At 72.7% G+C, this 25773-nt stretch carries 24 protein-coding genes and 3 pseudogenes; 21 read left to right on the top strand and 6 right to left on the bottom strand.

From position 1 onward, the window contains the following. Positions 1-105: 105 nt before the first annotated feature. Positions 106-1608 (top strand): annotated as a pseudogene (locus CR470_RS04925) (hypothetical protein); the annotation flags it as partial. A gap of 60 nt (positions 1609-1668) precedes the next feature. Here CR470_RS04925 and CR470_RS04920 read toward each other — a convergent pair. Beyond that, positions 1669-2940 (bottom strand): ABC transporter substrate-binding protein, encoded by a 1272-nt coding sequence (locus tag CR470_RS04920; RefSeq protein ID WP_097866347.1) that lies wholly within the window; start codon positions 2938-2940, stop codon positions 1669-1671. Between the two features lie 174 nt (positions 2941-3114). Between CR470_RS04920 and CR470_RS04915 the strand changes: the two genes are divergently transcribed. Together CR470_RS04915 and purU are read left to right on the top strand one after the other, a co-directional pair. Next, complete coding sequence (locus tag CR470_RS04915) at positions 3115-3561, top strand: SCO4402 family protein (RefSeq protein WP_050361140.1); 447 nt, start codon at positions 3115-3117, stop codon at positions 3559-3561. A 28-nt stretch (positions 3562-3589) separates the two neighbouring features. Further along, positions 3590-4486, top strand: coding sequence for a formyltetrahydrofolate deformylase (gene purU / locus CR470_RS04910; RefSeq protein WP_097866346.1), 897 nt, complete (start codon positions 3590-3592; stop codon positions 4484-4486). Between the two features lie 60 nt (positions 4487-4546). Here the strand turns inward: purU and CR470_RS04905 are convergent, their stop codons facing one another. Then, positions 4547-6052, bottom strand: coding sequence for a zf-HC2 domain-containing protein (locus CR470_RS04905; RefSeq protein WP_097866345.1), 1506 nt, complete (start codon positions 6050-6052; stop codon positions 4547-4549). Then, a complete protein-coding gene (locus CR470_RS04900; RefSeq protein WP_097866344.1) occupies positions 6049-6642 on the bottom strand; it encodes an RNA polymerase sigma factor in 594 nt (197 codons plus the stop codon). The genes CR470_RS04905 and CR470_RS04900 overlap by 4 nt, the downstream gene beginning before the upstream one ends. 328 nt (positions 6643-6970) lie before the next feature. Here CR470_RS04900 and CR470_RS04895 point away from each other — a divergent pair, with 328 nt between their 5' ends. Then, a complete protein-coding gene (locus CR470_RS04895) occupies positions 6971-7345 on the top strand; it encodes an STAS domain-containing protein (protein WP_007454150.1) in 375 nt (124 codons plus the stop codon). Positions 7346-7429: 84 nt separating this feature from the next. Continuing rightward, positions 7430-7951 (top strand): EF-hand domain-containing protein, encoded by a 522-nt coding sequence (locus CR470_RS04890; protein ID WP_097866343.1) that lies wholly within the window; start codon positions 7430-7432, stop codon positions 7949-7951. A 68-nt stretch (positions 7952-8019) separates the two neighbouring features. On the opposite strand, the gene CR470_RS04885 is transcribed toward CR470_RS04890, so the two are convergent. After that, entirely contained in the window at positions 8020-9591 is a 1572-nt protein-coding gene (locus CR470_RS04885) for a class I adenylate-forming enzyme family protein (RefSeq protein WP_097866342.1), read from the bottom strand. A gap of 181 nt (positions 9592-9772) precedes the next feature. Between CR470_RS04885 and CR470_RS04880 the strand changes: the two genes are divergently transcribed. The 4 genes from CR470_RS04880 (at position 9773) to CR470_RS04865 (ending at position 14044) form a co-directional block, all read left to right on the top strand. Continuing rightward, positions 9773-10966, top strand: a complete 1194-nt coding sequence (locus tag CR470_RS04880) for an amidohydrolase family protein (RefSeq protein WP_097866341.1) — start codon at positions 9773-9775, stop codon at positions 10964-10966. A gap of 12 nt (positions 10967-10978) precedes the next feature. Then, positions 10979-12136, top strand: coding sequence for an acyl-CoA dehydrogenase family protein (locus CR470_RS04875; protein ID WP_097866340.1), 1158 nt, complete (start codon positions 10979-10981; stop codon positions 12134-12136). A gap of 7 nt (positions 12137-12143) precedes the next feature. Beyond that, positions 12144-13139, top strand: a complete 996-nt coding sequence (locus CR470_RS04870) for an acyl-CoA dehydrogenase family protein (RefSeq protein WP_097866339.1) — start codon at positions 12144-12146, stop codon at positions 13137-13139. A 407-nt stretch (positions 13140-13546) separates the two neighbouring features. Further along, positions 13547-14044, top strand: coding sequence for an ATP-binding protein (locus tag CR470_RS04865; RefSeq protein ID WP_097866338.1), 498 nt, complete (start codon positions 13547-13549; stop codon positions 14042-14044). Positions 14045-14077: 33 nt separating this feature from the next. On the opposite strand, the gene CR470_RS04860 is transcribed toward CR470_RS04865, so the two are convergent. Then, positions 14078-15004, bottom strand: a complete 927-nt coding sequence (locus CR470_RS04860) for a cyclase family protein (RefSeq protein WP_097866337.1) — start codon at positions 15002-15004, stop codon at positions 14078-14080. Positions 15005-15088: 84 nt separating this feature from the next. On the opposite strand from CR470_RS04860, the gene CR470_RS04855 reads away from it, so the two are divergent. Genes CR470_RS04855 through CR470_RS04845 form a run of 3 tightly spaced genes read left to right on the top strand, consistent with a single transcriptional unit; the run spans position 15089 to position 18209 of the window. Beyond that, positions 15089-16003 (top strand): SDR family oxidoreductase, encoded by a 915-nt coding sequence (locus tag CR470_RS04855; RefSeq protein ID WP_097866336.1) that lies wholly within the window; start codon positions 15089-15091, stop codon positions 16001-16003. Between the two features lie 44 nt (positions 16004-16047). Further along, positions 16048-17163 (top strand): acyl-CoA dehydrogenase family protein, encoded by a 1116-nt coding sequence (locus CR470_RS04850; protein ID WP_097866335.1) that lies wholly within the window; start codon positions 16048-16050, stop codon positions 17161-17163. Next, the gene (locus CR470_RS04845; RefSeq protein WP_097866334.1) at positions 17160-18209 is read left to right on the top strand and encodes a Zn-dependent alcohol dehydrogenase; all 1050 of its coding nucleotides are present in this window, start codon (positions 17160-17162) and stop codon (positions 18207-18209) included. The genes CR470_RS04850 and CR470_RS04845 overlap by 4 nt, the downstream gene beginning before the upstream one ends. Positions 18210-18264: 55 nt before the next feature. Here CR470_RS04845 and CR470_RS04840 read toward each other — a convergent pair whose 3' ends face one another. Next, positions 18265-19293, bottom strand: a complete 1029-nt coding sequence (locus CR470_RS04840) for a GlxA family transcriptional regulator (protein WP_097866351.1) — start codon at positions 19291-19293, stop codon at positions 18265-18267. Positions 19294-19366: 73 nt separating this feature from the next. Between CR470_RS04840 and CR470_RS04835 the strand changes: the two genes are divergently transcribed. From CR470_RS04835 to CR470_RS04805, 9 genes and pseudogenes are all read left to right on the top strand, one after another. Continuing rightward, a complete protein-coding gene (locus CR470_RS04835; RefSeq protein WP_097866333.1) occupies positions 19367-20740 on the top strand; it encodes an MFS transporter in 1374 nt (457 codons plus the stop codon). Between the two features lie 83 nt (positions 20741-20823). Further along, on the top strand, positions 20824-21195 hold the full coding sequence (locus CR470_RS04830; protein WP_097866350.1) for a ribosomal maturation YjgA family protein: 372 nt from the start codon (positions 20824-20826) through the stop codon (positions 21193-21195). A gap of 13 nt (positions 21196-21208) precedes the next feature. Next, a pseudogene (locus CR470_RS41450) lies at positions 21209-21385 on the top strand (IS1380 family transposase); the annotation flags it as partial. A 193-nt stretch (positions 21386-21578) separates the two neighbouring features. Beyond that, a pseudogene (gene cutA, locus CR470_RS41095) lies at positions 21579-21689 on the top strand (divalent cation tolerance protein CutA); the annotation flags it as partial. 47 nt (positions 21690-21736) lie between these two features. After that, complete coding sequence (locus tag CR470_RS39385) at positions 21737-22081, top strand: hypothetical protein (RefSeq protein ID WP_179892139.1); 345 nt, start codon at positions 21737-21739, stop codon at positions 22079-22081. Positions 22082-22258: 177 nt separating this feature from the next. After that, positions 22259-22990 (top strand): DUF6879 family protein, encoded by a 732-nt coding sequence (locus CR470_RS04820; RefSeq protein WP_097866332.1) that lies wholly within the window; start codon positions 22259-22261, stop codon positions 22988-22990. A 9-nt stretch (positions 22991-22999) separates the two neighbouring features. Beyond that, positions 23000-23836 (top strand): helix-turn-helix domain-containing protein, encoded by an 837-nt coding sequence (locus tag CR470_RS04815; RefSeq protein WP_097866331.1) that lies wholly within the window; start codon positions 23000-23002, stop codon positions 23834-23836. 677 nt (positions 23837-24513) lie between these two features. Then, on the top strand, positions 24514-25011 hold the full coding sequence (locus tag CR470_RS04810; RefSeq protein ID WP_097866330.1) for a hypothetical protein: 498 nt from the start codon (positions 24514-24516) through the stop codon (positions 25009-25011). 87 nt (positions 25012-25098) lie between these two features. Beyond that, positions 25099-25752: a class I SAM-dependent methyltransferase gene (locus CR470_RS04805; RefSeq protein WP_097866329.1), complete on the top strand. Its 654-nt coding sequence runs from the start codon at positions 25099-25101 to the stop codon at positions 25750-25752. Positions 25753-25773: the final 21 nt, after the last annotated feature.

Raw genomic sequence — 25773 nt, 5'->3', positions numbered from 1 at the left:
GGTTCGGGCCGCCTACCGCACCGACCTGCGCCGCCCGCTCGACCCGAACCCTGTCTCTTATACACGCCTCCCTCGCGCCATCAGAGATGTGTATAAGAGACAGGTGCCGGACAGGGCGAGCAGGCGGCGCCCGCGGGCGGTCAGCCGTGGGGCGGGCAGTGGGGGCCGCAGTCCGCCGCGCCGTCGCAGCCGGACCAGCAGGCGCAGGGGGCCTACGGCTACCCGCCGGCGCAGCCGCAGCCGCTGCCGCCCGCGCAGCAGCCGCCGGGCCCGGAGGCGTACCAGCAGCCCGGGGCGTATCAGCAGCCTCAGCAGCCCGGCTCCTACCAGCCGCAACAGCCGCAACAGCCGCAGTCCCAGCAACCTGGTGCCTACCAGCCGCAGTACCCCCAGCAGCACCAGAACCAGCAGCAGCCCCAGCCGCCGCAGCCCCAGCCGCCGCAGCCCCAGCCGTACGCACAGCCGCTGCCGCCGGAGGCCGGGCCGGGCGCTCGGGGCGGGCAGAGCGGTCAGGGTTTTCCCGGCGGTGACGCGGACGCCACGCAGTTCATCGCGCCCGTCCCCGGCGGCCCCGGCCCCGTGGGGCCCCCGCAGGGCGGCGGCGACGCCGACGCGACGCAGTACATACCCCCGGTGCCCGGAGGGGCCCCGTACGGGATCAGGCCGGGCGCGCCGGGGGACCGGCAGCCGCCCGCGGAGTTCGACAACCTGTTCCGCAGCGAGGAACCGGCGGGCGCCACGCAGCAGATGCCGCAGTTCGACGCGGGGCAGCAGCCCCCACCGGCGTACCAGCAGCAGCCCCCGTCCCCGTATCAGCAGCAGGGCCACCAGCCCCAGCAGCCTCACCAGCAGCCCCAGGGCGGCCAGTTGCCGCCCCAGGCGCCGGGGGGCTACCCGTCCGGCCTCCACGGCCTCCAGGGCCGCGCGGAGCACGACGGCCCGGCCCCGCAGCCCAGTGGCGGCGCCCCGCGCCGGCGGTCCGCGCATGTCCCGCTGATCGCCGCGGTCGTCGTGGGCTGCGCCGTCATCGGACTCGGCGCGGGCGCACTGCTGAGCGGCGGCGACGATTCCGGCAAGGACGACAAGCAGCCGGTCGCCGCGCAGAGTTCACCGGTCACGGACCCCACCACCGAGGCCGCGCCGCCCGACCCGGCGAAGCCGCAGGCCGAGGCGCTGGACAAGCTGCTGGCCGACAGCAACAACAGCCGGGCCGCGGTGATCGGCGCGGTCGAGAAGATCAAGTCCTGCAAGGATCTGGACCGGGCGAACGACGACCTCAGGGGCGCCGCCCAGCAGCGCCGCGACCTGGTGACCCGGCTCGACGGGCTGACCGTGGACAAGCTCCCGCGGAACGCGGAGCTGACCGCCTCGCTGAACCGGGCGTGGAAGGCGTCGGCGGCGGCCGACGAGCACTACGCCACCTGGGCGCGACAGGCCAAGAAGCAGAAGCACGTCTGCAAGGGCGGGAAGGCCCGGTCGACGGGCGAGACGGCCAAGGGCAACCAGCAGAGCGGGGTGGCCACCCAGGCCAAGCGCGAGGCGTCCAAGCTCTGGAACGCGATCGCGGTGAAGTACGGCCTCACCAAGCACGCGTACACCGAGCTCTGAGCCCGGGACCGGGCAGCCCGGGCCCGGCACGACCCGAACGAGAGGCCCACGGGGCGGCCCTCAGCCGCGCGGGGCGTCCGTCAGGGTGTCCGAGACGTCCACGAAGCCCTTCTTCTGGGCGGTGAGCCGGCCCTCGCGGACCACCTGGAACGTCACCTTCGTGTTGACGATGCGCGGGTAGCTCAACGTGCCGACCAGGTCCTTGAAGCGCCAGCGGAGCGTCGGGGTCAGGCCGCCGGTGTCGACCTCGACGCCCCGGTTGAGGGCGGCCACCACCCGGCCCGACGTGACGTCCTCGTCGTCGATCGCCCGGACGGCCGCCCTCAGTGCCGTGTACGCGATCCACGTCGTCTGCACGGCGGTGTCGTCCGGGTCGATGCGGTTGTCCCCGAAGGCGTACTTCCCGACCACCTCGCGCATCTCCTTCCAGCGCGCGTTCCTCGCGTCCGGGTACCAGCCGGTGACGTAGGCGCCCTCGAAGGGGCTGTTCGGGCCGCCCGTGCGGTCGATGAGCGGCTGGTTGACGCTGCCCAGCACGGAGGAGATCCTCACCTGCTCACCATCCGGCTCCAGGCGGCGGAAGGAGTCGAAGAACGTCTCCGTACGGGCGCCGAGCACCGCCGTCACACAGCCGCCGTCGGACCGCTCCAGCGCCTGTGCGGCCTGCTCGTCGTAGGACGTGGCGTCCAGCGGGGCGAGGATGTCGGTGGAGGCGGGCCGGCCGGCGGCCATCAGCCCGTTGTTCAGGAGCGGGGGCATGCCGTCGCCGCCGATCGAGTCGGGCCGCACCAGCGAGACCCGCTCGCAGCTGCGGCCCAACTGCCGCCCGTGACCGGCCAGCAGCGCCGGCTGGCCGCCGTTGACGGGGTACGAGAGGTAGCTGCTGAACTCCTCGATGGAGGCGCCGTAGCCGCCGATGTACGGGACACCGCCCGCCTCCAGCGCCGGCATGAAGCTCTGTCCGTGGCGGCTGTAGGAGCCGACGACGGCGGCCACCTTCTTCTCGACGGCCTCCCGAGCGCACCGCTCCGCGCCGAGCGCGGTGTCGCCCTCGTCGCAGACGACCACCTTCAGCTCACGCCCGTCGATGCCGCCGGTGTCGTTGACCCAGCGGGCGTACGTCTGCGCCATCGCGGGCACCCCGGACATCTTCACCGCGTTGATGTCCTCCGAGCGGTCGGGCGCCCAGGTCATCACGGTGACGGGCCCCCTGGACCCCCCCGAGGCCCCAGGGAGCACGCCGCAGCCGGACAGCAGCACCGCCCCCGCCGCCGCCGCGCTGATGATGCCCGGGAAGGGGCGGGGGAAGGTGGGGCGTCGCCGTCCGGTCATGGACCAGGACCCTTCCGGGCCCGGGGTAACGGCGCGGTGTGCCGTTCTCAACGCACGGTGACGTCCAGGTGAATTACGGGGGCCCGTGCGGAGGCGCGGTGAAGGAACGTACGATCGACGACCGTGCAGCAAGGTTCGGAGAACTCTTCCCGTCGCGGCCGTCGCTCCTCCACCATGGGCGGCATGCCGCTCACTGACATGCCGTGGTGGCGCTGGCGCACCAACGTGCGCTCGGCGCTGCACATGCTCTCCGACCCCGCCTTCCACCACGAGTGCTGGCTCGCCGGCCGGGAAGGGTACGGGGACGTCACCGACGCCGTGTACCGCCTGGTCGAGGACACCTGGCTCGACAACTGGTCCGCCGAGAAGTACGTCGGCACCATATTCAGGGACTCCGCCGAGGCCGCCGCCGTGGACGCCGCCGCCCTGCGGGTGCTGCGGATCATGCACCAGGTCGGCGCGGACGCCCCCGTCTCCGCCTATCTGGAGCACCACGGCTGGCCCGAGGCCGTTCACGCGGCCCGCGAGGCCCATGTGATGCTCGCCACCAACGACGCGGAGGATCCGGACATACCGCCGCGTTCGCTGGACGTCATCCGCATCATGACCAGGACGGCCTGACGCCGGGCGGGTGTGGCACCCTACGAGGATGACCGCGCCGCAGCCCGCCCCCTCCGCCGCCTCGGACGCCGCCGCGACCGAGCAGTACGTCCTCACGCTCTCCTGCCCCGACAAACAGGGCATCGTGCACGCCGTGTCGAGCTATCTCTTCATGACCGGCTGCAACATCGAGGACAGTCAGCAGTTCGGGGACCACGACACGGGCCTGTTCTTCATGCGCGTCCACTTCTCGGCGGACGCCACCGTGACGGTGGACAAGCTGCGCGCCAGCTTCGCCGCGATCGGGGAGGCCTTCCGGATGGAGTGGCAGATCCACCGGCCCGCGGAGCGCATGCGGATCGTGCTGATGGTCAGCAAGTTCGGCCACTGCCTCAACGACCTGCTGTTCCGCTCCCGCACCGGGGCGCTGCCGGTCGAGATCGCGGCCGTCGTCTCCAACCACACGGACTTCGCCGAGCTCGTCGCCTCGTACGGCATCCCCTTCCGGCACCTCCCGGTGACGAAGGACAACAAGGCGGAGGCCGAGGCGCGGCTGCTGGAACTGGTCCGCGAGGAGGACGTCGAGCTGGTCGTCCTGGCCCGCTACATGCAGGTCCTCTCCGACGACCTGTGCAAGCAGCTGAGCGGCCGGATCATCAACATCCACCACTCGTTCCTGCCGAGCTTCAAGGGCGCCAAGCCCTACCACCAGGCGCACGCGCGCGGGGTGAAGCTGATCGGCGCGACCGCGCACTACGTCACCGCCGACCTCGACGAGGGCCCGATCATCGAGCAGGAGGTCGAGCGCGTCGGTCACGACGCGACGCCGGACCAGCTGGTCGCCATCGGCCGGGACGTGGAGTGCCGGGCGCTGGCGCGCGCGGTGAAGTGGCACGCGGAGCGGCGCATCCTGCTCAACGGCCGCCGTACGGTGATCTTCGCGTAGGGGCGTGGCCCTGGGACCGGACCGGGCGCCGCCCGGCACGGGGCAGTTGGAGAACCGGTCCTAGAGCCGGCTGAGCGCGGCCGCCGCGAACAGCACGTCGCGGATGGCCTCGCGGTCGCCCTCCTGGCCGGCGGCCGCTTCCACCGGCGAGATGTGGCCCGCGACGAGCCGGCAGAACTCGACCCCGTCCAGCGCGACCTGCGCCACCGCGCGGTCGGGCGAGCCGACGGCGGCCGGGGAGTCCAGCGCGATGTACCAGTCGCCTCCGCCGTGGCCCTCGATCTCCAGATGGACCGAGCGGCCCGGCGCACCGGCCGTGACGAGGTCCTTCGCCGGTCCGGCCAGTCCGGCGCGGCGGCGTCCCGCCACGGCGGCCGGAAGCATCCGGGCCGCCAGGTCGATCATCCGGTGCAGATGGGCCGCCGACGGGGCCCGGTACGGGTAGTCGACGGCGTCGGCGATGTCCCCGCCGTGCACCCAGCACTCGAAGGCGCGGTCCAGAGCTGCGTCCTGGAGCGGCAGGGCGAAGGCCCCGTAGGAGACGGAGGTCTCGGCGACGTTCCGCCCGGCGAAGGACGCCGTACGGATCAGCTCGTGGCTCTGGGCCCGCCAGGGCTCGCGGACGGCCCGGGTGGGCGGCCGGTGCGCCGACGACCAGTACGTCTCGGTGCGCTCGGTGGGGTCCAGCGGCGCCCTGTCGCCGAGCGGGTCGTCGAGGCCGAGCGCGGCGGACAGCAGTCCGTCGACCGCCGTCAGGTGGCCGATCACGCCGGCGACCGTGGTCCTGCGGCTGACCTCGCGCTCCTCCTCGAACCACCGCAGGCGCACCGGCGCGTGCCACTCGGAGTCGCCGATGTCGCGGAGCAGCGCGTCGAGCCGGGCGGTCTCGGCGTCGTACGGGGCGGCCCACTCCGGCACCGGTATCCGGGCCGGGCGGCGGCCCAGGCACCCGTCCATCACCCGGGACCGCAGCGTCGGGTCGAGGTCGAGGGAGCCGTCGGTGTGCAGCAGCCCCACCGCGTCCCGCAGCCGCAGTGCTTCGTCCGCGCACGGGGCGCAGGCGGTGAGGTGGTCCTCCACGGCGGCGGTCTCCTCGGCCGAACAGGCGGACAGGGCCCAGGCGCCGAGAAGGGCCTTGAGGACCCGGTGGGGGAGATCCGGGGCGGAGGTCATGAGCGGCTCCGGGGTGGCCTGTTCCGGTCCGGCCGTCGGATCGGTCCCGAGCTCGGCCGCAGGCCCGGCCACGGGCTCGGTCCCGTGCTCGGCCACAGGCTCGGGTCCGTGCTCGACGGCGTGCTCGGCCGCGGGCCCGGCCTCGGCCACGGACTCGGTCTCCGGGGCCTCGGACGGCTCCGGCTCCGGCACGGACGGCTCCGGCACGGACGGCTCCGGTACGGCCTGTTCCGGTACGGCCTCGTCGGGGGCGGCCGGTCCGGCCGGCGGCAGGGGAGGCAGCGGCACGGACTCCAGGTCGAGGTCGTCCGCCGCCCCGCGCGGGCCCGGTATCCGGCGGGCGCCGCGCACCTCCTCCCCGCCTCCCTCGCTCTCGCGTCCGTCGTCGCTCACCGGACCCGTCCGTAACCGGGTGGCGAGGCCCCTTCGAGCGGGCGTGCGTTCGCCGTGGAGAGCAGCTGGAGCCCCAGCCGGAGCCGCCGGCGCGCCTCGTCCTCGGTGACCCCGAGGTCGGCGGCGGTCTGCCGGTAGTCCCGGCGATGGATGTACGCCAGCTCCAGGGCCTGCCGCAGCGGCGCGGGCATCGAGGAGACGATGTAGTCCGCGCGGGCGGCGGCCGTGGCACTGCGCACCCGCCGCTCCAGCTCCTCCGGGTCGGGCGCCGCGCCCTCGCCGTGCTCCGCCGCGTACGAGGAGGCCGCCGCCCGGCGCAGCCGCTGGACGGACTGGCGGTGGGCGAGGCGGGCCACCCAGGAGCGCATCGAGCCCTGCTTCGGGTCGTACGCCTCGGGGTTCTCCCAGACCTGGGCGAATACCTCGCGGGTCACCAGGTCGGCGGCGTCCTCGTCGTCGAGCATCCGGTGCGCCTGGCTGTGGACGAGGGCCGCGAACCGGTCATAGAGCTCGCCGAGCGCCGCCGCCTCGCCGCGGGCCAGCCTCTGCTGCATCCTGCGGTCCCAGCGGGGTGCTGTCTCCTTCGCCATGAACCCCCCAGCCCCCGGCCTGTCACCCAGCTCCGTGTCTGACCTGTGCCCGTGAGGACCGAATGTAGTCCGCCGGGCGGGCGGCGCACGCGCCTTTGCGGCAACTCTCATCCCGCGGCGCGTGGCCGACGACGCTAGTCGATTTTCGGCCCGGATGCCTCCCTGGCCGTTCTGATCAGCGAAAACAGCCCGAAGTGCTCCTTTCCGCCGGAAACCTCCTGGGCGTCGGTCGGCGCGTCGGTGTTTCATGGGGGTGCGGTGGGGCAGCCGCGAGAAGGAACGGAAACTTCCGGATTGCCGGGAGCCCCGGAACGAGAGGTCCAGTCGCGTGACGCTGAAGGTGGACGAGGCGGAGCAGGGCTCCTGGACCGTGCTGCGCATGAGCGGCGAACTCGATCTGGTGACCTCACCCGTCGTGCGCCAGTCCGTCCACGAGGCGGTGGCGGAGGGGCAGCACGATGTGGTGCTCGATCTGTCCGAGGTGTTCTTCTGCGACTCCAGCGGCGTCGGCGTGCTGATCGCCTCGCGTCGGCTGATGAAGTCCTGCGGCGGCCGGCTGCGGCTGATTCTCCCGGCCCGGGGCGCGGAGGACGGTTCGCACGTCAACAAGGTGCTCGGGGCGCTCGGGGTGCGCCGTCTGTTCGACGTCTACCCGGACGCGCGGTCCGCGACCGACGAGGAGTGCAGGCCGCTGAGCGCCTGAAGCGGCTGCCTCCGATGCGAGGTTGTCACACAGGAGGACCTGCTCGGTGACACGTGAGCGCTCCGGGCGTCGTACGCTCCCCGCATGGACAGCGCAGAGTACGAGCGAAAGATCGCGCACCGCTTCGCCGCCTTCGACCAGGACGGCAACGGCTACATCGACCGTGCCGATTTCAATGCCGCGGCGGCCCGTCTGCTCGCCGAGTTCGGTACGACGGCCCGCTGCGACAAGGGGCAGGCGCTCTACACCGGTGCCGAGGCCTTCTGGCAGGGCATGGCGGGGATCGCCGATGTGGACGGGGACCAGCGGGTCACCCGTGAGGAGTTCGTGGGCGGGGCCGTGAAGCGGCTCCGGGACAATCCCGGGCGGTTCGCCGAGATCGCCCGGCCGTTCCTGCGTGCGGCCATCGCGGTCGCGGACTGCGGGAACGACGGCAGGGCGGCGGTGGCGGACGTGGAGCGGGCGCTCCGGGTCCTCGGCGCCCGTGCCGAGATCGCGAGCATCGGCGCCCAGAGCCTGGACACGGACCGGGACGGGCTGGTGGCGGAGAGCGATGTGGTGGCGGCGTTCGCCGTGTACTTCACGGTGATCGAGCCCGACGCGTAGCAACCCCGGGCGTTACGGGGACGGCGCGTCGCCCCCGTAACGCCTGCCTCGCCCGGCCGACGCCCGCCTCACCCGCCGAACCGTTCCCGCAGCCGGTACTTGAGCACCTTGCGCAGCGTCTCGTTGCGCGGCAGCTCGTCCAGCACCTCCAACTGCTCGGGCACCTTGTGGACGGACAGGCCCGCTTCCCGCAGATGGGCGGAGAGCCCGGCCAGGGTCAGGGGCGGGGTGCCGGGCGGCTGTTCCACCACCGCGCAGACGCGTTCGCCGCGGTCGGCGTCGGGGAGCCCGATGACCGCCGCGTCGGCCACGGCGGGGTGCGTGTGGAGCAGGTCCTCGATCTCCTTGGCGGAGATGTTCTCGCCCTTGCGGATGATGATGTCCTTCAGCCGCCCGGTGAGCGTGAGGTGTCCGCTCTCCCGGAGCCGCCCCAGGTCCCCGGTGATCAGGAACCCCTCGGCGTCGAAGGCCGCGGCGGAGGCCTCCGCGTCCAGATACCCCCGGCAGACCGCCTCCCCGCGCAGCCGCACCTCGCCCTCGGCGCCGTACGGGAGCGGCTCGCCCCGCTCGTCGGTGATCCGGATCTCCATCCCCTCCGGCGGCCGCCCCTCGGTCAGCGCCAGGTGGTCGGGGGTGTCGTCCGGGGAGCCCATGGTGATCATCGGGACCTCGGTCATGCCGTAGCCGTGGGTGAGCTGGACCCCCATCTCCCGCACCACCGCGTGGTAGACCTCCGGCGGCTTCGGCGCCCCGCCGCCCGCCAGCAGACGGAGGGTCGGGATGAGGCGGCTGCCCGGGTCCTTGCGCTGCTCGGCCAGGAACATCGCGTAGAACGCCGTCGACCCGCCCGCCACGGTCACCCCGTGCCGCCGGTACTCCGCCAGCGCGTCCGGCAGCGCGAACTGCTCGAACATCACCGCGGGGAACCCGTACAGCAGGAGCATCACCGTGTAGTCGGGCCCGGCGACATGGGCGTACGGGAACGCCATCGAGCCCACGTCCCGCGCGGAGAGCTTCAGGGCGTGGGCGAGGCAGGAGCCGCCCGCGATCAGGGAGCGGTCGGTGTGCAGGACGCCCTTGGGGTCGGAGGTGGTGCCGGAGGTCCAGTAGATCCAGCGGACCTCCGTGCCGGAGGACGGTCCGGGCGGCGGCGGCAGCACGGCCGGGTCGCCGTCGGGGAGGGCGTCGTACGCCTCGAGGACCCGCGGCGGGTGGTCGAGTTCCCCGGCGATCCGCTCGGCCATCGCCGTGTGGTCGAAGCCGCGCCACACCCCGGGCACGGCGAAGAACGAGGCCCCCGACTCGCGCAGCGCGAACCGCACCTCGCGGTCCCGGTGGAACGGGATGACGGGGCTCTGCACGGCCCCGAGCCGGGTCAGGGCGAAGGAGAGCAGGGCCGTCTCCAGCCGGGTCGGCAGCTGCCAGGCCACCACGCTGCCCGCGCGCACGCCCATCCCGTACAGCCCGGCGGCGACCCGCTCGGCGCGGTCCCGCAACTCGCCGAAGGTCAGACTCCGGTCCTCCTGGAGCAGGACCGGGTCGTGCGGGGTGCGGGCGGCACGGCGTTCGATCAGCTCCCAGAAGGTGCGGGAGGCGCCCAGGGCGTGGGCGGATGCGGTCACGTCGTTCACGGCGGTCACAGCGGTCCCTCCGAACTGACGGCCAGTCAGACAGTGCGGAGAGCGTAGGGCTCCGTGCCTTGTCGGTCCAGGGGTGCGGGGCTAGCCTGAGTGCCGCACATCGATCTGACGGGTCATCAGAAAGCTATCGGAGACTGCCAGCGCCCGGGACCGCGCCGGGTGCGCCGGAGGGGACGACACCATGACGGAACTGCCTCGGATCGTCAGCGTCGACGACCATGTGATCGAGCCCGCGCACCTCTTCTCCACCTGGCTGCCGGCGAAGTACCGCGAGCGCGGGCCGCGGCCGCTCACCGCGGGCATCGGGGAGCTGGCGTACACGGGCGGGAAGTACGTCATCACCATGGACCCGGACGGGCCGCCCACCGACTGGTGGATCTACGAGGACCTGAAGTTCCCGTACAAGCGGAACATCGCCGCCGTCGGCTTCGACCGCGACGACATGACCCTGGAGGGCATCACCCGCGCCGAGATGCGGCCCGGCTGCTGGGACCCGGCCGAACGCCTCAAGGACATGGACCTCAACCACGTCGAGGCCTCCCTCTGCTTCCCGACCTTCCCGCGCTTCTGCGGGCAGACCTTCGCCGAGGCGCACGACAAGGAGGTCGCCCTCGCCTGCGTGCGCGCCTACAACGACTGGATGGTCGAGGAGTGGTGCGGCGACAGCGGCGGCCGGCTGATCCCGCTCTGCATCATCCCGCTCTGGGACATCGGCCTCGCCGTCGCGGAGATCAGGCGCAACGCGGCCCGGGGCGTGCGCGCGGTCACCTTCTCCGAGATCCCCACCCACCTCGGGCTGCCGTCCATCCACACCGGCTACTGGGACCCGTTCTTCGCCGTCTGCCAGGAGACCGGCACGGTCGTCAACATGCACATCGGCTCCAGTTCCCAGATGCCCGCCGCCTCCCCGGACGCGCCCCCGGCCGTGCAGGCCTCGCTCTCCTTCAACAACGCGATGGCCTCGATGATGGACTTCCTCTTCAGCGGGGTCCTGGTGAAGTTCCCGACGCTGAAACTGGCGTACAGCGAGGGCCAGATGGGGTGGATCCCGTACGCCCTGGAGCGCGCCGACGACGTCTGGGAGGAGCACCGGGCCTGGGGCGGGGTGCGCGATCTGATCCCCGAGCCGCCGTCCACGTACTACTACCGGCAGATGTTCTGCTGCTTCTTCCGCGACAAACACGGCATCGCGTCGCTGGACGTCGTCGGCCGCGACAACGCCACCTTCGAGACCGACTACCCGCACGTGGACTCGACCTTCCCGCACACCAAGGAGGTCGCCCTCGACCACGTCAAGGGACTGGACGAGGAGACCATCCACAAACTGATGCGCGGAAACGCGATCCGGATGCTCGGCCTGGACCTGGACACCTAGGCGGCGGGCGTCGTGGATCTCGCGTACACGGAGGCCGAGGAGGAGTTCCGGCGGCGGCTGCGGGAGTGGCTGGCCGGCGCCCTCCCCGGCCTGCCCCCGAAGCCCTCGCCCGACGACTGGCCCGCGCGCCGGGCGTACGACACCACCTGGCAGCGGATGCTGTACGACGCCGGGTACGCGGGCCTGCACTGGCCCGTGGACGCGGGCGGGCGGGGCGCGACCCCGACCCAGCACCTGATCTACCTGGAGGAGACGGAGAAGGCCGGCGCCCCCTACGTCGGGGCGAACTTCGTCGGACTGCTGCACGCCGGGCCGACGATCGCCGCCGAGGGCACGGCCGAACAGCGGGCCCGCTGGCTGCCCCCGGTGCTGCGCGGCGACGAGGTCTGGTGCCAGGGGTTCAGCGAGCCGGACGCGGGCTCCGACCTGGCCGCGCTGCGCACCCGCGCGGTGCGCGACGGCGACGCCTACGTGATCAGCGGAGCCAAGATCTGGACCTCGCACGCCGAGGTCGCCGACTGGTGCGAGCTGCTGGTGCGCACGGATCCGGACGCCTCCCGACACCGGGGGATCACCTGGCTCGCGATGCCGATGGACGCCCCCGGCATCACGGTCCGGCCGCTGCGGACCCTGGCCGGGTCCACGGAGTTCGCGGAGATGTTCCTCGACGAGGTCCGGGTGCCCGTCTCCTGTCGCGTGGGGGCGGAGAACGACGGCTGGCGGGTCACCATGGTCACCCTCTCCTTCGAACGCGGCACGGCCTTCGCCGGCGAGGTCGTCGCCTGCCGCCGCACCCTGGACGCCCTCGCCGACGAGGCCCGGCGCAACGGGCGGTGGGACGACGCGGTGCTGCGCCGGCGCCTCGGCAGGCTCAACGCCGAATTCCGGGCCCTGTGGCGGCTCACCCAGTGGAACGTGGCGGAGTCGGAGCGTACGGGCCCAGTCCCCGGCACCGGCGGCTCCGTCTTCAAACTGCGCTACTCCGTGGCCCGCCAGGAGCTGTACGAGGCGGCGGCGGAGGTGCTGGGGGGCGGCGACGCGTTCGACCTGGACCAGGAATGGGCGCTGGACCGGCTCTCCTCCCTCTCGTACACGATCGCCGCGGGCACCTCCCAGATCCAGCGGAACATCGTCGCCGAGCGCATCCTCGGCCTGCCGAAGGGGCGCTGAGACCACCGTGGACTTCCAGCTCTCGGACGACCAGCGGGCCCTGCGGTCCGGTATGCGCGACCTGCTCGGCGCGGTGTTCGACCGGGACCGGCTGCGGGCGGCGGTGGAGCGGGGCGGGACCCTGGACCGTTCGCTCTGGCGGGAACTGGGCGCGGCCGGCTTCTTCGCGCTCCGGCTGCCGGAGGAGGCGGGCGGGGTGGGTCTCGGACTGCCCGAGGCGGTGCTGCTCTTCGAGGAGGCGGGCCGGGCGCTGCTGCCGGGCCCGCTGGCCGCCACGCACCTGGCGGCGGGCCTGGTGGAGGGGGCCGCCGAGGGCGAGGCGGTGGTGACGGCCGTGGACGGGGACCTGCCGGTGGCCCACCTGGCGGAGGCGGACGCGGTGCTGGTGGGGTCCGACGCACTCGTCGGGGAGCCGCTGCGCGCCTTCGTCGCCGGGGCCCGGCCCGTACGGTCGATGGACCCGCTCACCCCGCTGCACCGGGTGGAGGGGCGTGCGGCAGCGCCAGAGGCGTACCCCGGCGCATTCCTTTACGAGGGGGCGCTTCTCACTGCTGCCGAACAACTCGGCAGCGCCGTCCGGACCACCGAGGCGGCCGTTCAACACGCCGGGGACCGTGAGCAGTTCGGATCGCCCATCGGATCGTTCCAGGCGGTCAAACATCTCTGCGCCGACATGCTCGCCCGCACCGAACCGGCCCGTGCCGCCGTGTACGCGGCCGCCGTGACCGGCGACCCGGTGGAGATCGCGGCGGCGAAACTGCTCGCCGACGAGGCGGCCGTACGCAACGCGCGCGACTGCCTCCAGATCCACGGCGGGATGGGCTTCACCTGGGAGGCAGATGTTCACCTCCACCTGAAACGGGCCTGGCTCCGGTCCGCGAGCCGGCTCACCGGGGCCGCGGCGGAGGAGCTCCTGGCCGCCGGCCTGGGGGCCGCCCGGCCGCGTCCGGGCAGCCCGGCGGCGCCCGGCGGAGGAGGCTCGGGAGCAGGGGGCGGAGGGTGACGCAGCGCAGCCGTGCGATGCCGATGCCGACGTGCGGCCTTTGCGTGATTCGTCACCGGGTGGAGTCGGTGTCCGGCTCGGGTACGCTCCGTGGGATGCGAGTGGTTCTGGAACCGGGCGATCCGGGAGCGGCCTGTGCGGCGGCTCCGGTCCGGGGCGAGGGCTCTCGCCGGAGATGTGCCGGGCCTGCCCGAAGAGCGTTTCTCGCAGTCCCTGCGCGCTCCTGTTCGACTCCCCGCAACGTGCGTCGCACAGTATGCACCACGCGTACTCCTTCGCGCTGGAATATGCCCGAAGCGCTTGTTGCGGTGACTGTACGTCAACCATGCTGTCGCGTAGGGGAATCACGTTCCGTGATCCTGAGGAGGCGCGAGGCGATGTGTCCGCCGGTTCGGATGGTGTGAGCGGTGCAGGTGCTTCAGGTTCAGCTGGAGGTCGGTCCGGATCCCGCGGAGGTGGGGCGGGCCCGCAGGTGGGCGCGGTCGCGTCTGGTCGGTTCCGGGATAGGGGATGACGAGCCGCTCGCCGAGACGCTCATCCTGCTGATCTCGGAGCTGGTCACCAACGCCGTCGTCCACACGGGCTGTCCCGCTGTGCTGCGGATGCTCTTCGGCGGGGCCGGGGCGTCCGGCGCGGCCGGGACCGTCCGGGTCGAGGTCGCGGACGCCAGCGAGTGCCCCCCGCGCCGGCGGCACGCGGAGGGCGACGACACGGGCGGCAGGGGCCTGGAGCTGGTGGACGGCCTCGCGGACCGCTGGGGCTGGCTGCCGGAGGGCGGCGGGAAGCAGATCTGGTGCGAGGTCGACCGGTGCGGCCCGGTGCGGCCCCCGGAGGCGCCCTCGGTCGTCGGCCGGGGCGGCGAGGCGTGCGAACCGCCCTCCTGCCTCTTCACCAACCTGACCTGAGCTTTTGGCCCCTCCCCTCCTCGGGGAGGCCGTTCACAGGACCGCCACCGGGGCGACCGGCGAGCCCGTCGCCCCGGCGAACGGCTCCGGCGACGCGGTGAGCAGGAAGGCGTACCGGCGCTCCTGCGCGCAGGCCTCGGACAGCGCCTCCAGGTTCCAGTTCTGGCCCTGGAGCATGCCCATCTCGACCAGGTGCAGCGCGTGCACCGGCATCCACAGGTCCTCGATCTCCGGCGGGAAGATCTCGAAGGTCAGGGTGTCGTTGGCGACCGCCGCGGCATCCCGGGCGTGGAACCACTCGGGCGTGCGCACCGAAAGCCCGGGCGACGGATAGCCGTACGCCTGCCGGTCCCCGGCCAGCGCCACCCGCACCTGCCCGGTCCGTACGAGCACGACGTCCCCGGCCCGTACGCATACGTCCCCGAAGTCCTCCGCCGCGGCCAGGTCCTCCGGTGTCACGGCGTGGTCGCCGGGCAGCCGGTCCACCCCCCGGGCGCGGGCCACGTCCAGCAGCACCCCGCGCGAGACGAGGTGCCCCACGGTGGCGATCGAGGAGAACCGGGCCCCGCCGTGGGCGGTGATCGTGTCCGCCGGGCGGCCGTTGTAGATCTTCCCGCTGTGCGAGACATGGGGCAGGGCGTCCCAGTGGGTCGAGGCCTGGAGCCCCATCGTGACGGCGTCGTCGCTGGTGGCGACCGTGCCGGGGCCGAAGATCTCCTGGTTGATCTGGACCATCGTGTGCAGCGGATTGACCCGGCCCGGGATGAGCCCGCTCTGCACCCCGTCCTGCTGGAGCGGCAGCGCGAGCGGTATCCGGCGGCCGGTGCGCACGGTGGCCACGGCCTCCCGCACGACGGCGTCGGTGATCAGGTTGAGCGTCCCGGTCTCGTCGGCCTCGCCCCAGCGGCCCCAGTTGTTCACGCGCTTCGCGATCTCGTGGAACTCGGCCGGCAGGGACATGGGGACCTCCTGGGTCTTGTGCCGGGGTATCCGCCTGCCCGTAAAATCTAACGGTCCGTCAGAAACCGCGGGAAGGGGCCGGACATGGGGAACTTCTTGGCAGGCAGGGTGGTCGCCGTGACCGGGGCCGGCCGCGGCATCGGGCGGGCGGTCGCGCTGGCCGCGGCGGCGGAGGGGGCGCGGGTCGTCGTCAACGACTACGGCGTCTCCGTCGAGGGCTCCGAACCGACCAGCGAGATCGCCCGGTCCGTCGTGAAGGAGATCGGGGCGGCGGGCGGCGAGGCGGTCGCGGTCGCCGACGACATCTCCACGATGGCGGGCGGGCAGCGGATCGTGGACACCGCGCTGGCGGAGTACGGCCGGCTCGACGGGGTGGTCTGCGTGGCCGGGATCCTCCGCGAGCGGATGCTGTTCAACATGGCCGAGGAGGAGTGGGACCCGGTCCTGGCCACCCACCTCAAGGGCACGTTCACGGTCTTCCGGGCCGCCTCGGCGGTGATGCGGAAGCAGGAGGGCGGGGGCACGCTGATCGGCTTCACCAGCGGCAACCACCAGGGCAGCGTCTCCCAGGCCAACTACAGCGCGGCGAAGGGCGGGATCATCTCGCTGGTGCGCAGCGCGGCGCTGGGCCTGCACAGGTACGGCGTCACGGCCAACGCGGTCGCACCCGTCGCCCGGACCCGGATGTCGGCCGGGGTGCCGATGGAACTGAAGGAGATCGGGGAGCCGGAGGACGTGGCGGCCCTGGTGGTCTACCTGCTCAGCGAGCGGGCGCGGGCGGAGCGGATCACCGGGCAGGTGTACACGATCGCGGGCCCGAAGATCGCGGTCTGGGCCCAGCCGAGGGAGCTGCGGGCGGCATACGGGGAGGGGCCCTGGACCCCGGAACGGATCGCGGACTTCCTGCCCGGGACGGTGGGGGCGGACCCGATGCCGATGCTGGCGCGGCTGGAGGAGATGGCGGCGGCGGCGAGGGCGGGGGACCGGCCGAACCGGTGACCGCCCTCGGGGGCGGAGCCCCGGGGAGGACGACAGGAGGCAGCATGGACTTCCGTACCGAGGCTCGCAGCTGGCTGGAGAGCCATCTCGCCGACACCCCCGCCCCCGGCCCCCGCGCCTGGGAACGCGAGCTCGGGCGCGCCGGGTGGATCGGGATCGGCTGGCCCGGCGAGAGTTACGGCAACCGCCGCGCCACCCTCACCCAGCAGGTCGTCTGGGCCGAGGAGTACGCCCGCTCCGCGGCCCCCGCCCGGATGGGCCACATCGGGGAGAACCTCCTCGCCCCGACCCTGATCACGTACGGCACCGAGGCACAGAAGCGGCGCCATCTGCCCCCCGTGGCCCGGGGCGAGACGCTGTGGTGCCAGGGGTACAGCGAACCGGGCGCGGGCTCCGACCTCGCCGGGCTGCGCACCGCCGCCGTACCGGACGGGACCGGCGGTTACGCCGTGACCGGGCAGAAGATCTGGACCTCGCTCGCCCTGGACGCCGACTGGTGCTTCGTCCTCGCCCGCACCGACCCCGGCTCCACCCGCCACCACGGGCTGTCGTTCCTGCTGCTGGAGATGGACCAGCCGGGCCGGATCGAGGTGCGGCCGATCCGGCAGCTGACCGGGACCAGCGAGTTCAACGAGGTCTTCCTCGACGGGGCGCGGGCCGCGGAGGCCGTCGGCGGCGAGGGCAACGGCTGGCAGGTCGCCCTGGGCCTCCTCGCCCTGGAGCGTGGGGTGTCCACCCTCGCCCAGCAGATCGGGTTCGCCGAGGAGCTGGACCGGGTGGTCGCCGCCGCCGTGGCGAGCGGGGCCGCCGAGGACCCGGTCATCAGGGCCCGGCTCGTCCGGCAGTGGGCGGAGCTGGACACCATGCGCCGGCACGCCCTGCGCACCCTGGGCTCCACCGGCGACCCGGGCGCGCCCAGTGTGGCGAAGCTGCTGTGGGGCGGCTGGCACCAGCGGCTCGGCGAACTGGCCGTGCAGGTCGCGGGCGAGGCGGGGGCCGTCGGCCCGGAGCCGTGGACGGTGGAGCGGCCGTACGAACTCGACGAGGCACAGCACCTGTTCCTCTTCAGCCGGGCCGACACCATCTACGGCGGCTCCGACGAGATCCAGCGGAACATCATCGCCGAGCGGGTGCTCGGCCTACCGAGGGAGCCGAGATGAGAGGCGTCGTCTTCGACGGCACACGGACCGAGGTCGTGGACGACCTGGAGATACGGGACCCGGGGCCCGGGGAGGTGCTGGTGGCGGTCGCCGCCGCCGGGCTCTGCCACAGCGATCTGTCGGTGATCGACGGCACGATCCCCTTCCCGGTCCCCGTCGTGCTCGGCCACGAGGGGGCGGGCGTGGTGGAAGCGGTCGGGCCGGGGGTCGGCCACGTACGGCCAGGTGATCACGTGGCGCTGTCCACCCTCGCCAACTGCGGGGCCTGCGCCCAGTGCGACCGGGGCAGACCGACCATGTGCCGCAAGGCGATCGGGCGTCCGGGGCGGCCGTTCTCGCGCGGCGGTGAGCCGCTGTTCCAGTTCGCCTCCAACTCCGCTTTCGCGGAACGTACGGTGGTGCGCGCCGTCCAGGCCGTCAAGATCCCCGCCGACCTGCCCCTCACCTCGGCGGCGCTGATCGGCTGCGGGGTCCTGACCGGCGTCGGGGCCGTCCTCAACCGGGCGAAGGTCGACCGGGGCGACACCGTCGTGGTCATCGGCACCGGCGGCATCGGGCTCAACGTGCTCCAGGGGGCCCGGCTGGCCGGCGCGCTCACCGTCGTCGCCGTCGACAGCAACCCGGCGAAGGAGGCGGTGGCCCGGCGGTTCGGCGCCACGCACTTCCTGACGAGCGCGGAGGGCGTGCGCGACATCCTGCCCGACGGGGCCGACCACGCCTTCGAGTGCGTCGGCCGCACCGAGCTGATCCGCCAGGCGGTCGACCTCCTCGACCGGCACGGGCAGGCCGTGCTGCTGGGCGTACCGGCGGCGAGCGCCGAGGCGTCGTTCCTGGTCTCCTCGATGTACCTGGACAAGTCGATCCTCGGCTGCCGCTACGGCTCCTCGCGGCCCCAGCGCGACATCGCCCTGTACGCGGACCTCTACCGGGAGGGCCGGCTGCTGCTGGACGAACTGGTCACCGAGACCTACCCGGTGGAGGACTTCGCCGAGGCGGCCGACGACGCGCACCACGGGCGGGTGGCCCGGGGGGTCCTGGTCTTCTGAACCGCGTCTTCCACGAGCGCCCCCCGGGCCGAGGCGAGAAGGCATCGCGAGGGCCTCAGGACGCGGTGGGCGCCGAGGACCGGAACGTACGCCGGTAGGCCGTCGGCGGCACACCCAGGGCCGCCTGCAGGTGCTGGCGCAGCGAGGTCGCCGTGCCGAAGCCCGCGTCCCGGGCCACCTGGTCGATGGACAGGTCCGTCGACTCCAGCAGATGCCGGGCCCGCTCCACCCGCTGCTGGGTGAGCCACTGGCCGGGGCTGATCCCGACCTCCTCGCGGAAGCGGCGCGTGAACGTCCGTACGCTCATCGCCTCCTGCTCCGCCATGTCCCGCAGCAGGATCGGCCGGTCGAGACGGGCCAGCGCCCAGGCCCGGGCCCCGGTGGTGGTCGCGAACTGCGGCTCGGGGAGGGGTCGGTGGATGTACTGGGCCTGCCCGCCGTCCCGGTGTGGCGGCACGACGGTGCGGCGCGCGATCTCGTTCGCGACGGCCGTCCCGTGGTCGCGCCGCACCAGGTGGAGGCAGAGGTCGATCCCGGCGGCGACCCCGGCGGAGGTGAGGACGTCGCCGTCGTCGATGAACAGGACGTCCGGGTCGACGCGGACCTGCGGGAAGGTCCGCTGGAAGTGGTCGGCCGATGACCAGTGCGTGGTGGCGGGGCGGCCGTCGAGATAGCCGGCCGCCGCCAGGACGTAACTGCCGGTGCAGATGGAGACCATCCGGGTGCCGGGCCGGACCAGGGCGAGCGCGGCGGCCAGCTCCTCGGTCAGCCGGCCCTCCTCGAAGACCGGGCCCAGCTCGTAGGAGGCGGGGATGACCACCGTGTCGGCGGTGGCGAGCGCCTCCGGGCCGTGCTCCACGAGGACGGAGAAGTCCGCGTCGGTCCGGACCGGGCCCGGCGGGCGGACCGAGCAGGTCACCACGTCGTACAGCTTCCCGCCCTTCCTGCTTTTTTCACCCTTTCCGACCTTTCTGTCCTTTCCGCCCGGTTCCGTGCCGAGGCTGCGGCCGAAGATCCGCTGCGGAATGCCCAGTTCGAAGGGGAGCAGCCCGTCGAGGGCCAGGACGACGACGCGGTGCGGCACGACGGCCTCCTCGAAGATCACAGGAAATTCGCGTAGTGGTATAGACCACAAGCTGATACAGGTTAGCGACGTGATGGAGAAGCCGACAGAGCGCGCGTCCATTCCCGACGCCGCGCGCGACACCCGAACGACCGCCACCCCGACGTCGGACCCGTTCCCGGCCCTGCCCCCGCTCGATCCCGGCGGGCCGGGCGGCCCCGCCGGAACGGGTCGGGGCGCAGGGTCCTCCTTCGGTTCCGCCCCCGGCCCCGCGCGGCTCTGGAACCGTAACTTCCGCTACTTCTTCGTGGCCCGTACGGTCGCGCTCTTCGGCGACGGCATGATCCCGGTGGCCCTGACCGCCGGGCTGCTGGGCGCGGGGCGGCCCGCGTCCTCGGTCGGCTTCGCGCTCGCCGCCTGGATGGGGCCGCTGGCGGTGTTCGTCCTGTTCGGCGGGGTGCTCGCCGACCGGTTCACCCCGCGCCGCATGATGATCATCGCCGACGCCCTGCGGCTGATCGGCGCCTCCGTGCTGGCCGTGACCTTCGCGACGGGCAACCCGCCGCTGTGGGCGGTGTACGTCCTCAGCTCGGTGGCCGGCGTCGGCGCGGCGCTCTTCCAGCCCGGGGTCGCCTCGACCGTGCCGCGCGTCTCCACCGACGTCCAACGCGCCAACGCCGTCCTGCGGGTCGCCGAGGCGCTGATGACCATGGCCGGGCCCGCCTTCGCCGGGGCTCTCGTCGGCCTCGCCAGCGCCGGGGCCGTCTACGCGGCGAACGCGGCGACCTTCGCGGTCTCCGGGGTCTGCCTCTTCCTGATGCGGCTGGCCCCGGCCCCGCACGACGACACGGCGCGCGGCACCTTCGCCGCCGAACTGGTCGGCGGGTGGCGGGAGTTCCGGGCACGGTCCTGGCTGTGGGGCGTGATCGCGGTCTGGACGGTGTACGGCTTCGCGGTCCTCGGCCCGATGCTCCCGCTGACCGCCGTCCTGGTCACCGAGGCGCACGGTTCGGGGGCGTACGGGATGCTGATGGCGGTGAACGGGGCGGGCAGCGTCGTCGGCGGTCTCCTGGCCCTGCGGCTGCGCCCGTCGCATCCGCTGGCGGCGGGGGCGGTGGCGCTGCCGCTGGTGGCGGTGAGCCTGCTGGTGCTGGCGCTCGGGATGCCGGTGCCGGTGCTGGCGGCGGGACAGCTGCTGGCGGGCGGATCGGCCGCGTTCTGGCTGGTGATGTGGTCCACGACGGTCCAGACGCACGTCCCGCCGGAGGCCCTGAACCGGCTGCACGCCTACGATGTGGCGGGCTCGCTCCTGATGGTCGCGGCGGGCCGCGCCCTGGCGGGCCCGGTGGCCGAGGCGGTCGGGGCGCCGGAGCTGCTGGTGGCGGCGGCCGTGGTCAACCTGGGAGTGGTGGCGGTGCTGTTGGCGGTCCGGCCGATTCGGCAGCTCAAGAGGATCGGGCTCGCATGAGGGCCCCGGCCCGGCCCTCGCGGCCCACCGGCGACTCCACGACCCGCGGGCCCGGGGCCCGTCCGCTCACGGCCCGTCCGCTCATGGTCCGCGCGCTCGCGGCGGTGGCGGCCGTGGTCACCGTCGCCGCGGGCCTCGCCGTGCGCGCCGGGGCGGACGGCGCCTTCGCCAAGTACGCGGGGAGCGCGCTCTACACGGTGCTGCTCTGCACCCTCGTCGCCTTCTGCGCGCCCCGCGCACGGCCGGTGGTGGTGGCCTCCACGGCGCTCGGCCTGAGCTGGGCGGTGGAGTTCGCGCAGCTCACCGGCGTACCGGCGGAGCTGTCGGCGCACAGCACGGCGGCCCGGCTGGTGCTCGGCTCGACCTTCAACGCACCGGACCTGCTGTGGTACGCGGTGGGCGCGGCGGCGGCCTGGTCCGTCCACGCGGGAGCCCGGCGGCTCGCTCCGCGTTGACTTCGGGCGTGCACGACATGTCCGTGTCGAGGGCGGCGGCCGGGCGGGGGCGCCCCAGGGCAGAGGCGTGCTGCTGGTCGAGACCGTCCGCAAGTCCGGCTTCGACACCGCGATATCGGCGGCGCCGGCGCCGTGGCGGAAAGCTCGGGCGGTGCACGATGCAGGCAAAAGCGTGCTGGATGTGGCCCTACCCAATGATTCTGCGGCCGACCGCCACCGGCTGACGCGGGTCGATACGCTCGGGACCATAACTGAACGTGTGCGGGTGTCGACGGCAACACCGGCTCGAAAGCAGTCAGTTGCCCTTGCGGGCCCCGCAGTCCAGCAGCGGCCGGCGGCCGGGGCCCAGATCATCCGTCCTGTGACGAGCGTGTTCTGAGCACCTGGAGGAGTTCGGCACCGGAGAGGAGCGGCAGCTGCTGCTGAAGACGACTGCCGACCGGTACCAGGAGCTGGAGGCGTACCTCCTGGAGGCGCATCCGTGGGACAACCCGGAGGTCTGCGCCGTGCCCGTCACGGCCGGCGCCGACCGGTGCCCGACGTGGATCCGGAAGTCGGTAGCACGTTACTGGGCGGCTGCGCCCTCCAAGAGTTCACGAACTGCGGGGAGGTCGGCCTCCTCTTCCCTCAGGTCGACGCCGATGCGGCACCGGACATCGTCGACGGCGGCCGGACGCTCGCCGATGCGGACTTCATGTCAGGGAAGACGGAGGACCGGTACCCGGGCGTCTTTGAACTGGCTCAGGTTGTGGACGGTGGAGGCCGGGCGAGCGCTCGTGCGGAGGCCGCGCCCCGACTTGCCGCGTTGCCGCACCGGGTCGTCCGGCTGAGCCACGACGTCTCGGCGAGCGCCGCGGTGGTGGGCAAGGTCACCGCGTCGATCTGATGCGGCCTCAGCGTGTCGACGGCGCGGAGTCGAGCGGCGGGGACCGGAGAACACCGGCGTGCTCGATCCGGAGCCATCACAGACGGGACGAGTCCGCACATCCAGCCCACTACGGCGCACTGTTGACCGTGGCAGCGGCCTCGGTACGGTGCGCGTCACATCTCACAGGAGGATCCGATGACCCGATACCTGCGCAGAGTCGGCACCAACTCCGGCAACGATGGGTGCCCGACCTTGTACCAGGTTGACGCGGACCGGTACGTCGTCCAGGGCGACCGCGTCACCGACCCCGGCGAGCTTGCCCAGCTCGACAACCTCAGCGAGGGCGAAGGCGCGGTGACCGTCCCTCGGGAGCTGCTCGCCAACTTCGGCCCGAAGGGGCCCGTCCATGTGCCGCAGATGATCGGCTTCGAGGACTTCGGCGGCATGTTCGCCGAGGTCAGGCACTCCGCGTGGAGGCTGGAGTCCCGCCTCCGGTACGCGTCCGACGAGGACACGGAGACCTACGCCCAGTTCGTGGCCGGTGAGCCCGTGACGTGGGACCTCACCGACCCGTGGTGCACCAACCGGCGCGAGCAGACCGCACGGGGCGTGCGGTTCGAGCGGGTGCGGATTCTGGACGAGCCGCCGACGCCGGGGCAGCTGTACCTCCTGGACAACGCCCACCGGAACACGGCGGTCGGCGAGGACATCCGCATTCTGCCCCGATCGCAGGCCGAGGAACTGCGTCTGCCCGTCGAGGACTTCTGGATCTTCGACAGCCGCGTCGTCGCGCTGCTGCTCCACGACGGAGAGGACAACCTCCTCGGTGTCGAGCTGATCACGAACCCGGTCGAGGTGGTGCGGTACGCGCAGGTCCGGGAGGCGGCCTGGCACCATGCCGTCCCGCACGACCAGGCGCAGCGGTAGCGTCGGTGTGTGAGCACGGACTATCAGAAGGCCCGGGAATCCCTCGGAGCGCGGCTTCGTGAGCTGCGTGCCGGGGTCACGGGCCGGGAGCTGGCCGCCCGGCTGGGGTGGACGCAGTCCAAAGTCTCCAAGATCGAGACCGGACGGCAGACCGCGACCGCCGAGGACCTGAAGGCGTGGGCCGAGGCGACCGAGCACCCGGCGGTCGCCGGTGAACTCCTGTCCCGACTGGAGGGGCTGGAGTCCCACACCCGGTCATGGCGCCGACAGCTTCGGGCCGGGCACCGTCCGGTCCAGGACACGTTGCTGGTGGAGTACGAGCGCTCTACGGTGCTCCGGGCCTGGCAGAGCTCCATGGTGGTCGGCCTGCTCCAGACCCCCGACTACGCCCGCTCCGTGTTCACCCGGTTCGCCGACCTGCACCAGTCCCCTCGGGACGTAGACGATGCGGTGCGAGCGCGGATGCGTAGGCAGGAGCTGCTCTACCAACCCGACAGGGTGTTCCACATCATCATGTGGGAGGCCGCGCTGCACGCCGGGGTGTGCCCGCCCGCCGTGCTCGCCGCGCAGCTCGACCGCCTCGTCGGCATCCTCGGCCTGGACACCGTGCGCCTCGGGATCGTCCCGTACGGCGCCCAGGTCGCCGTGCCGCCCGGCAACTCCTTCTGGCTGTACGACGACCGCCTGGCGATCGTGGAGGACTGGCACGCGGAGCTGTGGCTCGACGACCCGGACAGCGTGACCGTGTACCAGCGGGTGTGGGACGCGTTCAACGCGGCCGCCGTGTACGGGTCGACGGCGCACCGGCTGATCAGCAGGGCGCGGGCGCAGGTGGACCGCCCGTGAGCATCACCACGCATCACTGACCAGGCTCGGCGAATAATCGAGAATCAGACTCTCCGCCGATTCTCGGTGCTCCCTACGGTTCAGATCATGGACCCACGAACTCGTCACGCGGGCACGGGGTGGCTTGCCACCTGCGCCCCGGGCCCCGCGTCTGCGCGCCGCCGGTGGGCAGGTGCCCACCTCACTCCGATACCTGTAGGCCGGTCCTGGCTCGTGGCGGAGACGAGCCTGACCCGGACGATGGACGCGATGCAGCGCGTCGGCTCTGACCGCCTGGGCCCCGTACTCGACCACCCGGAGGGCCGGCCTCGCGTGCTGTCGGCGTGGGTGGGCGGCGGCCTCGCGCTACTGCGGTACGAGGGATCTTCGCCGCCGTTCGTACCCCAGCAGCCGCATCGAGTGCGCCTACTTCGCGGAGGCCGGCAGATTCCTCCGGCACCAGGGCGTACGCGTCCTGGACGTAGACGCCTCCCACGCCGATGCCGCCGAGGTCGCCCGTACGGCAGTGGCCGCTATCACCCGACGTCTTCGAGCTGACCGCGCCGCCTCACCAGGCGGTTCGGTTGACCCATGACGTGCCGGGGAGTGACGCCGGTGTCAGGCCCAACAGACCCCCGCACCCCGGTCGGCCGGGGTGCGGGCTCCATCGCACCACCCGACGATCGACGGAGGACAGGATGACCATCGCAGTTCAGCCGCCCACCCTCGCCCGTACCAGAGACCCTGAGCAGATCCTTGACGCCGTGGCGCCGCACATCGAGCATCTGACGGTGAACGTCAAGGACGGCGGCACCCTGTGGGAGCGGGAGATCGCCCTGCTCCTGCGGGACAACACCATGGTCCGCAACATGGCGGGGCGGATCCTCGGCCAGGCCGTGGCGTACACCGTGTCCGCCATGGAGAACCCGGACGTGCACCTGGGTGTCGGGAAGCTCGTTGACATCGGTGTGCATCAGCTCATCCTCGACACCCCCGTCTACTGGGCGATGTGCAAGGTCCACAACGCGGGGGCGTACAAGCATCACGCGCCGTTCGTCGCGCGCCGGTCTGACGGCCTGTGCCTGCGTACCGCGGACTTCCTCGCGGCCGACGGCTGGGACGTCGACGCCGAGCTGTGGGCGATCGATGGAGCGGACTGCTCGCCGTGTGACAGCAAGGTTCCCGACAGCCACTGACCCCAGGATCCGGCCCCCTGCGCCGGCCCCTGCTCTCCTCTCGCGCGGAGGGCAGGGGCCTTCCCCGTCAACACCGAGAGAGGCACTGTGCCCGCACGACACGACATCGCAGCTGAGACGGAGCTGTGGGACACCTACGCCGGCTCCGCGTTCACGGACGCTATGGAGCCCGCCTTCTGCTGGACCCAGTATGCCGGGCACGGCCCCGGGCCGGAGGTCCTCGGCGATCCGGCGACTGCGCTGGAGATCGGTTGCGGTACCGGCCGGGCTCTCGCCCTCCTCGCCGGGCGCGGGATCAAGGCGACGGGCATCGACCTGTCTCCGGTCATGGTGAAGAAGGTGACGGACCGGTGGGCCGGCACCGGGGCCGACTTCGTCTGTGGCGAGGTGCTGGAGATACTTGCCGCTGACACCGCAACCTACGACGCCGTCTACTCGATCTTCGGTGCGGCGTGGTTCACCGACCCGGCCCGCCTGTTCCCGCTCGTAGCGGAGCGGCTCCGGCCAGGCGGGGTGTTCGCGTTCTCGCACCCGCCCGCGATCCCCGGGGCGTACGGGCCGCAGGGCATGTACAAGGGCGGGTTCGCCGGGAAAGCGATGTTCACCTACCGGTACAGCTACACGCCGCGGCGCTGGACGGGTTTCCTCGAGCGGGCGGGCTTCCGCGACGTCGACGCCCGGGTCCTCGACGCTCCTGAGGCCGGGCACATCGGGACGCTCCTGGTGACCGCACGTCGCTGACCCGTCGATCGTGCCGGGGTG

The organism is Streptomyces sp. rh34 (genome assembly GCF_002551245.1).
In the GTDB taxonomy this organism is placed as follows: domain Bacteria; phylum Actinomycetota; class Actinomycetes; order Streptomycetales; family Streptomycetaceae; genus Streptomyces.
This window is presented reverse-complemented; position numbering and strand designations above follow the sequence as displayed.

Excerpts from the sequence above, each read along its gene's own strand:
- purU (WP_097866346.1), top strand. The coding sequence starts at position 3,590 with ATGACCGCGCCGCAGCCCGCCCCCTCCGCCGCCTCGGACGCCGCCGCG.
- CR470_RS04890 (WP_097866343.1), top strand. The coding sequence starts at position 7,430 with ATGGACAGCGCAGAGTACGAGCGAAAGATCGCGCACCGCTTCGCCGCC.
- CR470_RS04845 (WP_097866334.1), top strand. The coding sequence starts at position 17,160 with ATGAGAGGCGTCGTCTTCGACGGCACACGGACCGAGGTCGTGGACGAC.
- CR470_RS04920 (WP_097866347.1), bottom strand. The coding sequence starts at position 2,940 with ATGACCGGACGGCGACGCCCCACCTTCCCCCGCCCCTTCCCGGGCATC.
- CR470_RS04900 (WP_097866344.1), bottom strand. The coding sequence starts at position 6,642 with ATGGCGAAGGAGACAGCACCCCGCTGGGACCGCAGGATGCAGCAGAGG.
- CR470_RS04855 (WP_097866336.1), top strand. The coding sequence starts at position 15,089 with ATGGGGAACTTCTTGGCAGGCAGGGTGGTCGCCGTGACCGGGGCCGGC.
- CR470_RS04860 (WP_097866337.1), bottom strand. The coding sequence starts at position 15,004 with ATGTCCCTGCCGGCCGAGTTCCACGAGATCGCGAAGCGCGTGAACAAC.
- CR470_RS04830 (WP_097866350.1), top strand. The coding sequence starts at position 20,824 with ATGGTCCGCGCGCTCGCGGCGGTGGCGGCCGTGGTCACCGTCGCCGCG.
- CR470_RS04880 (WP_097866341.1), top strand. The coding sequence starts at position 9,773 with ATGACGGAACTGCCTCGGATCGTCAGCGTCGACGACCATGTGATCGAG.
- CR470_RS04850 (WP_097866335.1), top strand. The coding sequence starts at position 16,048 with ATGGACTTCCGTACCGAGGCTCGCAGCTGGCTGGAGAGCCATCTCGCC.
- CR470_RS04820 (WP_097866332.1), top strand. The coding sequence starts at position 22,259 with ATGACCCGATACCTGCGCAGAGTCGGCACCAACTCCGGCAACGATGGG.
- CR470_RS04810 (WP_097866330.1), top strand. The coding sequence starts at position 24,514 with ATGACCATCGCAGTTCAGCCGCCCACCCTCGCCCGTACCAGAGACCCT.
- CR470_RS04835 (WP_097866333.1), top strand. The coding sequence starts at position 19,367 with ATGGAGAAGCCGACAGAGCGCGCGTCCATTCCCGACGCCGCGCGCGAC.
- CR470_RS04915 (WP_050361140.1), top strand. The coding sequence starts at position 3,115 with ATGGGCGGCATGCCGCTCACTGACATGCCGTGGTGGCGCTGGCGCACC.